Source organism: Lentimicrobiaceae bacterium, assembly GCA_028697555.1.
GTDB lineage: Bacteria > Bacteroidota > Bacteroidia > Bacteroidales > UBA4417 > UBA4417.
The window spans coordinates 19,665-27,560 of sequence record JAQVEX010000036.1 but is presented as its reverse complement, the minus strand read 5'-3'; the positions used below and the strand labels follow the sequence as shown (position 1 = coordinate 27,560).

Sequence of the window (7,896 nt, the reverse complement as noted above, 5' to 3'; positions counted from 1 at the left end):
AGCTAAAAATAATTATTAACTTCCGCTCGCTCGCTTTTGTAAAGCGAGCGAAAGTCTGCGAATTTGTTGAGCTGTTTTGTAATAAGTAAACTTCACTCTTTTCGTTCAAGCTATCTGCCATAGCAAGGAAGAACAATAGCCCAAAATTTAGCTTTAAAAAGGACGGCATACATTTCTTCCGAATGTAGTTCGAAATAAATCCTTAGTGAGAACGGGAAGTTCCGAGCTTGCTCGGGAATCACCCGCACGAACTTAGGATTTATGAGAACGCAATTCAGAAAAGAAATGTCAGCCTTGACTTTTTGGTTCTTTTGTGTCACAGACAAAAGAACATAAAAAAAGATTGAAACAAAACAGCTTATTCAAAGCGTTTATTGCTCAATAGAGTAATTAATTTTAAAAAATATTAATGCATTTAATTCTTGCACACGCTTTGCAAAAACGTGCACCGCTGCTAGCAATGGAAAATAAAAAAAGGACTATCCTTAAAAAAGACAGTCCTTTTTATTTGCCTAAATTTCTTACAAACCTTAAAACCTGTATGATACACCAAATTCAAGCAAGTCGTAGTCTACATGCCCACGGGTGTACACGCCAAAATTTTTAATAATAAAATATCTGGCTCCAAGTGTAGCTTGCCAATGTAATTTGGTATCACCATTGGAATTAATGGGTGCATAGAAACCAATACCGGTAAAGACATCGAATTTTTCGGTAAAATTGAAGTGAACCAATGGTTTTAAATGAAAACTACCGAAATTGTTTTTTTCATTATTAATATTGCTCACACCGTAATAACCACCAGCTTCAGCTCCTATAGAAAACTTGCCTTTACTAAAAAAAACGTACTCAAATGAGAGGTCTAATGGGTACAAACTGTAGTATCGTGGTGATCGAAGAGGTACCATAACACCAAACTTCACAAACTTGTTGTAATTGCTTTGTGCAAATACGGAAGTTCCTACTGCGACAATAATAATCGCTATTAAAATAATTTTTTTCATGATTTAAAATTTATGTTACATATAATTATTTTTTCACAGTTGATATTAATCTAAACTGTTTTGTTATATAGCATTTCATCATTCTTTTTACCAAGAGTCGGGAAATTGTTCTTGATTTAAAATTTCTCTTCTAACACCATCTTTAACACCCCAACAATCGTACAGACAAGAACTAGATAAGAAATCGATAGGAGAAATGGATAAAGGACCTTTATACACAACAGCTTTATTATTTAATACAAGTGTTGATGGAGGTATATTATAAATATTAGGTGAATTGACACTCTTATAATGACCTTGGTAATTTTTTATTCCGATTGTGGAGATTCTTTTTTGCCACCATATCCCACACACTTTAGTTTGTGAAGAATTTTTAACATCATACATGAACCCTAAGTTGAGCGGTGCTTCACTCCAGTACATTTTTGTTACGATTCTGTTTCTATTATTAAAATATGAGGTTCTGTATGAATAATTCAAATACTTACATGGATAATGCGATGATCTTTCGTTATTTATAATTTTAAAATTTGGATTGGTCTTTAACGTAGCAGTATCATTGAATAAGTAAGGTATTAATCCAGAATCACCGTTAACAATAATTACTTTGTAGCTAGGTGTTACTCTCACAATATTATTGCCAACTTGATATATACCTTTAACATTTGAAATGTAAGAAGCACCAAAAGGTAATGAAATGTCATAAAACGTTTCATTGTCAACAATCTCTTCCTTGAAACAATGACTATAATTAATCAAGGCATAATTGAGTGTATCAACGTTTTCTGAAAACATAACTTGGTTATATTTTTGTGCTAAGGTTGTAAACCCGATGCTGTTGTAATAATTTTCAATAACTTCTTCGTCATTCATATGACTATAAATCCATTCCAAATGTTCGACGAGCTGAGCAGTGTCTGAAAAAAATAATCTACCGTCAATAATGCCAACAGCAGGGTTGTAGTCTACACTTTTTATAGACCCATTAGAAGATTTTATTCCATTTCCATCATCTTTTGTACACGATGTGAATGAAATAACAAACATAGTGATAATTAAAAATAAAAATGTTTTTTTGTTCATGATTTTGTGATTTTAAAATTAAGTTTGCAAAAATAAAAAAAATACGAACGAACAAATTATTTTTATTTTTTTATTTTATCCGATTATATTTATGTTAACCATCGTTCGCTCCCTCCGCTCGCTCGCTTTTGTAAAGCGAGCGAAAGTCTGCGAATTTGTTGAGCTTTCAAGGCAATAATTTTGTACACGCTTTGCAAAAACGTGCAAACAAAGGACGAACTTAATAACAAAAAAAGAGGAAAGCCATTCGGCTTTCCCCCTACGTTATGAAAAAATACAAAAAATAACAGACTACTTAACTATCGTAAGTTCGTCCATTATATTTTTAGCTCCGGCGTATTTGTCAATCACCCATAAAACGTACCTTGCATCAACGTTGATTGTACGTTGCAGTTCGGGTTCAAACAAAATATTGCCGCTCATTGCTTCCCAGTTGCCGTCGAATGCAATACCGATAAGGTTTCCGTCTCCATCTAAAACAGGACTTCCTGAGTTTCCGCCGGTAATATCGTTATCGGTTAAGAAACAAACAGGTAAGGTTCCGTTTTCAGCATACTGACCGAAATCTTTTTTGTAATAAAGTTGTTTTAATCTTTCGGGTACAACAAAATCGGGGTCTGACGGATTTTCTTTAGCCATAACACCTTCAATGGTTGTGTAGTAATCGTAGTGAACAGCATCGGCGGGATAGTAGCTTATAACTTTTCCGTAAGTCATACGAAGAGTTGAGTTTGCATCGGGATAAAAGCTTTTATCGGGATACATTTCGCGAAGTGCAGCCAAATACAAACGTTGTGTTGTTCTGTTCTTTGTTGCTAACTCTTTAGCACCACCCTGAACGCTCATAAAATTCATTACAAACGAATTATACATCTCTACAGCCAAATCTTTCTTTATAGCTTTTTCAGAAGGTTTATCCAAAAACTTGTTGAAATTATCGTAAGTTAAGAATGGCGATTTTTCGAATATATAATCGACAAATTTTACAATATCACCTTTAAATTTGGAATTTATAACTTTGTAAATGTCAGGATGTTGATTTGTCGGAATTTTGTCTCTAAAAATTTCTAAGGCAGTAACTAATACTCTTCTCTCAATGGTATTGTCGTAATCTTTAAAAATAGCTTCGGCTTTTTCTCTGTACGACTGCATTTCTTTTTGAAGAGCTTCGCCTTTAACTCCGGTTTTTAAAATTGTTTCTATGCCTTTAGACATTGAAGGCAATGTAAACGCTTGCGAACCGAAGAAAACAAGCTGAGTATTCCATAACAACGGAAATATATTTTGCTCGGTGTATTTTGAATAAATTTCGTTAAAATCGGATAACACAGTGCCATATTTTGCTTTTCTTGCAGGGTCGGCGTTTATCCATTTTTCTAGTTCTTTTTCCGACTGACGTTTTTTCTCAACAACGTTAAGACGTTTAAGGTCGCGGGTTTCGCCTAATTTATTTTTCCAAAAGTTTGCTAAACTAGCGTTGTTGCTAGCGTATTGTATTCTTACTTTGTCACTTTTTGCCATTTCTTCGTCCTGAACGTCCAACATGGCTCTAAGCATTTTAACGATAGCCGGATTTATTTCGTTAAGTGTAGCACTAACAGCACTTGATGTTCTGTAGCGGTCGGTTGTTCCGGGGAAACCCCAAATCATTGCAAAATCGTTTTCTTTATAACCTTTTATTGAAATAGGTAAAAAGTGTTTGGATTTAAAAGGAATGTTGTCTTCCGAATATTCGGCAGGACTGCCGTCGGGAGCGGTATAAATACGGAACATAGCGAAATCGCCGGTGTGGCGGGGCCACATCCAGTTGTCGGTATCGCCACCAAATTTACCAATTGATGAAGGCGGTGCTCCAACCAAACGAACGTCTTTGTATTCTTCGTAAACAAACATATAATATTCGTTTCCGTTGAAGAAACTTTTTAGCTCAACAACGTATTTGCCGTCTTGTTCAGCTTCTTTTGTATACTTATCTATTTCTTTTTTAATTGCTTCGGAGCGCTCGTCTTCGGTCATATCATCATTTACAACACTAAGAATTTTTTGAGTCATATCTTCCATGTGATGCAAAAACGTAACCGTAAGTCCTTCGTTTGGTAGCTCTTCCGATTTTTTCATAGCCCAAAAACCGTCGGTTAAATAGTCGTGCTCAACGCTACTGTGAGTCTGAATAGCAGAATATCCGCAGTGGTGATTGGTTAAAAGCAAGCCTTCCGGCGAAACCAATTCGGCTGTACAAAAACCGCCTAAGCTTACAATAGCATCTTTAATACTGGAATTGTTGATGCTGTATAACTCTTCGGCTGTAAGTTTCAAGCCCATTTTTTGCATATCAACATAGTTGAGTCTTTCGACAAACATCGGCAACCACATGCCTTCGTCGGGTGCAGCCGCTTCTGCTACCTTTACGCTTACTAACATGGACAATAGTCCTATTAAGAATAGTTTTTTCATGAAAATTTGATTTTTTATTTATTATTATACTTTTTTATCTACTTGCAAAAGTAAATATTATTGCCACAGCTTTGTGCATAAATTGTTAAATTTATTAAAAAACTATTTACTTTAAAATGTGTTTTAAGCTGTGTTATATTGTTTTATATCGTTACAAACTGTTATACTAAACAACTTTTATTAAGTCCGTCTTTTTCTTTTGCTCAACCATATCATAAAACCTGTTATGCTAAAAAGCAGTAATGATAATCCCATAAGGCAAGTGTAAGCTATCTTAAAATATTGGGTTTTTGAGCCTATCAAAATATCAACTATTGAGCCGTCGTGTATATTTTCAATCATATCGGAATAACGCTTGCCTGCATACAGCACCTGACCTGTAGCTCCGTCAACCTGAACCGAAAAATATTTCTTATCAAAAACAACATTTGCCATTCCTTTGCCTTGCCTTATATCAATTCTTGATATTTCCACATCTTTACAATTGGGATAGTGTTTAAAGAATTCGCTAATTGCAACATTGTAAATGCTGTCGATACTTATCCATTGTTCTAATTCGGTTGTGGTTCCTTCAACAATAACAGGCATTATAACGCCTTTGGTTTGTTTTTTCAGTCCTAACAAAATTCCTGTTATAGCAATAATTGAAATGTTGATAAACAGAAATACCGTCAGAAAGGAATGTGTTTTTCGTAAAACTAAATTGTAATTTCGCTTTTTTGGGACTTTACCTTGCATGTTTGTTGTTATGATTTTTTTTCAAAAGTAGTAATTATTTGCATACTATAAATGCGACTTTTGAGTTATAATGGCTACCTTTGTAAGATATTTGCACTATGAAAAAAAGGACTATAATATTAATTTCGATTGCGGTTGTTCTTGTAGCATCAGTTATTTTGTTCATCATAAAATTGCCAAGTATAAAACGAAGCATAAAAGATAAGGCAATAAGCATGATAAACGAACAAATATCGGTGCCTGTGCATGTTGGCGATATTAGTGTTTCGTTTTTTAAGTATTTCCCTAATGTAAGTGTTTCGTTTAACGATGTTTCTTGTCGTGGAAGCAATCCTTCCGAAACACAACCCGATTTGCTTGCCGTAAAAAACATTGACATTGAATTTAACTTTATAAAAGTTATAAAGAAAAACTTTGAAGTAAATACCATAAACATAAGCGATGGAAAAATTAATATTCTTGAATTTGACAACAACGAAAACAACTTCGATATCAGCGTAAAAACCGGTTCCAGCGAAGACAGCAGCAGAAAAACCTTAATTAAAAATCTGAAAATAAACGATATAGAACTGTACTACAAAAAAAGTAATAAATTTGAACTTGCTTGTTTTATTAACGAGCTTAAAATTCAGAAAAAAAGTTCGGTTCTCGGCACTTACGGCTACAAAATAAAGACTGATATTACTCCTTCCGAAATATATTTTAACAATCAGCTTAATAAATTCAGCAATCATAATATTAAGTTGAAATCGGATGTGGATTTAAACACTGACAATAAAACAATTGCTTTCGACAATTGTAACGTAAAAATTAATAAGGTTTCTGCCGATATCGACGGCTCTTTTTGCTACAACAAAGGGGCCGAAAATGCCGAACTTACCTACAAAACCGACAAAATTAACCTAGCTTATCTTGTAGAAATAATTCCGGAAAATTATTTGGAAAAAGTGCGCAATTATAAATTTGGCGGAGAAATAAAGTCTGATGGAAAAATAAAATATGCCAACAATAGCGTTTCCAACTACATTAACGTGAAAGCTTACAATATTTCGGCTAAATCGGTGCCTAACGATTTAAATATCAACTCTTTGTCCTTTGATGCACAGTACATTAATTCCAATGCAGAGAAAAACAAAATTGAGCTTAAAAATTTGAAAGGCAAATACAACGAAATTAATTTTGAAGGCGACTTCAACCTCAACCACAAAGGACAGGATATTTACAATGCCAACATTATTTCAAATTTTACAGCCGATAAAGTCAACAGTATTGCCAAACTAAACGACATTGATTTTATAAAAGGCGGTGTTTCACTGAATGCCCACATTGAAGGCGACTTCAACGATATTATCAACAAGCACTTTGATATTGATAGCACACATTTTTCTGGTACAATTTCTCTGCAAGATGTGGAATTAAAACCCAAAGTTATGGGTAAACCCTTTAAAAACATAGTAAGCGAATTTGCAATTGTAAACAATAATTTATACTGCAATCACTTGAATTTTATTGTTGGCAAATCGGATGTTTCGTTCAGCGGAGTTTTTGAAAATGCAGTAAAAACTATTCTCATCGATGAAGAAGTTGCTTTGCTGAAAGGTAATATTATTTCCAATCAATTAGATGCAGCCGACTTCAAAATTGAGACTTCGGACAGCACCAAAAGCGGTAAATTCGCTTTGCCGCATATATTTTCGGATATAGAAATTAAAAAATTTATTTACGAAAAGCTAAATATAAGCGATTTTAGCGGAACATTCATCTACAACAGCGACTACAGCGAGTTCAGAAACCTAAAAGCCAACACTCTCAGCGGTTCTGTTGATGGAAATTTGAAACTTAAATTCAATAACGATCAACCCGAGTTGGTGCAAACCGAATTTACATTCAACAACATAGATATTCACGAACTTTTTGTGGCTACAGATAATTTCGGATTCAACGACTTAAAAGCAAATAATATTTACGGAAAATTGAGCGGGAACCTGACGCTATTGTCGCCTTTCAAAGACAATAAAATCGACCTGTCGCAACTTAAGATGCATAGCGTGTTTACTATCAACGACGGCAGACTTCTTAAACTTGAATTAGCCGAAAAACTGTCGAAATTTATTCGTATAGACGAACTTAACGACATGAAATTTGCATCGCTGACCAACGAAATAAGCATTAAAGATGGTGTACTATCATTGCCGAACATGCTAATACGCTCCAACGCTCTTGATTTTTCGTTGATGGGTAATCATTCAATAACCGACAAAAATTTCAGTTATCACTGTACCCTACTCCTTTCCGATGTTCTTTGGTCGAAATGGAAAAAGAAAAATCCTGACAAATACTTAGAAAGCGAAAAAGAAGAAGAATTTGGCAAGGGAAAATCTAAGTTGTTTGTGGTTATTGCCGGCGATGGTAATGGCGTGAGTATTAAATACGACAGAGAAGTGTCGAGACAGAAATTTAAAAAAGATGTTGAAGAGCAAAAAATAGACCTTAAACAAGCCTTAAACCGTGAATTCAATTGGTTTAAAAACGATACTACCTTAAAAAAAGATGTAAATAAAACCCAAAGCACCGAAGAAAAAACTTTCACAATCGAGTGGGAAGATGAGTAACACAC

The 7,896-nt window shown here is 34.3% G+C and carries 5 protein-coding genes; 1 reads left to right on the top strand and 4 read right to left on the bottom strand.

What is annotated here, in order from left to right; all coding sequences use genetic code 11:
- Nucleotides 1-530 precede the first annotated feature (530 nt).
- The 4 genes from PHP31_06895 to PHP31_06880 all read right to left on the bottom strand — a co-directional run bounded on the left by PHP31_06895 (nt 531) and on the right by PHP31_06880 (nt 5,279).
- Nucleotides 531-1,004, bottom strand: coding sequence for a hypothetical protein (locus PHP31_06895; protein ID MDD3739005.1), 474 nt, complete (start codon nt 1,002-1,004; stop codon nt 531-533).
- An 87-nt stretch (nt 1,005-1,091) separates the two neighbouring features.
- A complete protein-coding gene (locus PHP31_06890; protein MDD3739004.1) occupies nt 1,092-2,087 on the bottom strand; it encodes a hypothetical protein in 996 nt (331 codons plus the stop codon).
- Between the two features lie 291 nt (nt 2,088-2,378).
- Nucleotides 2,379-4,541, bottom strand: coding sequence for a S46 family peptidase (locus tag PHP31_06885; protein MDD3739003.1), 2,163 nt, complete (start codon nt 4,539-4,541; stop codon nt 2,379-2,381).
- A 180-nt stretch (nt 4,542-4,721) separates the two neighbouring features.
- Nucleotides 4,722-5,279: a PepSY-associated TM helix domain-containing protein gene (locus tag PHP31_06880; GenBank protein MDD3739002.1), complete on the bottom strand. Its 558-nt coding sequence runs from the start codon at nt 5,277-5,279 to the stop codon at nt 4,722-4,724.
- Nucleotides 5,280-5,377: 98 nt separating this feature from the next.
- Here PHP31_06880 and PHP31_06875 point away from each other — a divergent pair, with 98 nt between their 5' ends.
- Entirely contained in the window at nt 5,378-7,891 is a 2,514-nt protein-coding gene (locus tag PHP31_06875) for an AsmA-like C-terminal region-containing protein (GenBank protein MDD3739001.1), read from the top strand.
- Nucleotides 7,892-7,896: the final 5 nt, after the last annotated feature.

What these genes read in the sequence shown, in the direction of transcription:
- PHP31_06895 (MDD3739005.1), bottom strand. Translation starts at nt 1,004, where the DNA reads ATGAAAAAAATTATTTTAATAGCGATTATTATTGTCGCAGTAGGAACT.
- PHP31_06890 (MDD3739004.1), bottom strand. Translation starts at nt 2,087, where the DNA reads ATGAACAAAAAAACATTTTTATTTTTAATTATCACTATGTTTGTTATT.
- PHP31_06885 (MDD3739003.1), bottom strand. Translation starts at nt 4,541, where the DNA reads ATGAAAAAACTATTCTTAATAGGACTATTGTCCATGTTAGTAAGCGTA.
- PHP31_06880 (MDD3739002.1), bottom strand. Translation starts at nt 5,279, where the DNA reads ATGCAAGGTAAAGTCCCAAAAAAGCGAAATTACAATTTAGTTTTACGA.
- PHP31_06875 (MDD3739001.1), top strand. Translation starts at nt 5,378, where the DNA reads ATGAAAAAAAGGACTATAATATTAATTTCGATTGCGGTTGTTCTTGTA.